Origin of the sequence: Lachnospira hominis (ex Hitch et al. 2025) (genome assembly GCF_040096395.1) — a bacterium.
GTDB lineage: Bacteria > Bacillota > Clostridia > Lachnospirales > Lachnospiraceae > Lachnospira > Lachnospira hominis.
Window position 1 is genome coordinate 1 of the sequence record NZ_JBBMES010000064.1, and the last position, 905, is coordinate 905.

Annotated in this window: 1 protein-coding gene; it reads left to right on the forward strand. The window is 40.8% G+C overall.

The window, feature by feature from the left end:
* Positions 1-882 (forward strand): ParM/StbA family protein (locus tag WMO38_RS15075; protein WP_349163222.1); only part of this gene is annotated, 882 nt, incomplete at its 5' end.
* Positions 883-905 lie beyond the last annotated feature (23 nt).

Below are 905 nucleotides of genomic sequence, written 5' to 3' on the forward strand. Positions count from 1 at the left end.
TGGTCAATGATGAAAACAATCTCTCAGGTATTTGTCACAGGTGTTAAGGAGATTACAACAACTCCGGCACTTTTCGGTGATGTACTTGAGTATGAAGGAAAGTTCTATAAGGTTGGAACTGTGAGGCAGGAAGTAAAGGATACCAAGGTCGAAGATGACAGCTTTTATCTTCTCACTCTTGCAGCAGTTGCTAAGGAACTTAAAAGAAGAGGTCTTGCAGAGGCAAAGGTATTTCTTGCTGTAGGACTTCCACTTACAAGATTTGGAGCTGAGAAGAATGACTTTATCAAGTACCTGACAAAGAATAAGCGTGTAAGCTTCAAATATGAGAATGAGCCGTATTATATTGAAATTGATGATGTGGCAGTATTCCCTCAGTGTTATGCAGCAGTAGTGGACAAGATTCCTACAATGGCAAAGAAAACGCTGATAGTAGATATCGGTAGCTGGACAATCGACATTATGCCGGTAATCAACAAGTCACCGGATGAATCAAAGTGCGTGACGATACCAAAAGGTCTTATTACCTGTATGCGTTCTATCAATGAACAGTGTGTAAGACAACTTAACGGAGAGGTAGACGAGTCAGAGATACAGAACATCATGCGATATGGCAGGTCAGATATTGATGATGAATACTTTGCCATTATCAAGGCAGAGATAGAGGATTTTGTTGATAAGGTATATAACTCAATCCGTGAGTTTGGGTATAACTTAAAGACTACACCGATTGTATTTGTCGGTGGCGGGGCAGTTGTGATGAAGAATTTTGGTAGTCACGATGCCAAGAACATTTCCTATAACCTTGATGTAAAGGCAAATGCAAGGGGATATGAGCAGCTTGCCACAATGGGACTTAAAAGCACTAAGCGATTATCATAAGGAGGCAGATGATGGGAAGAAGA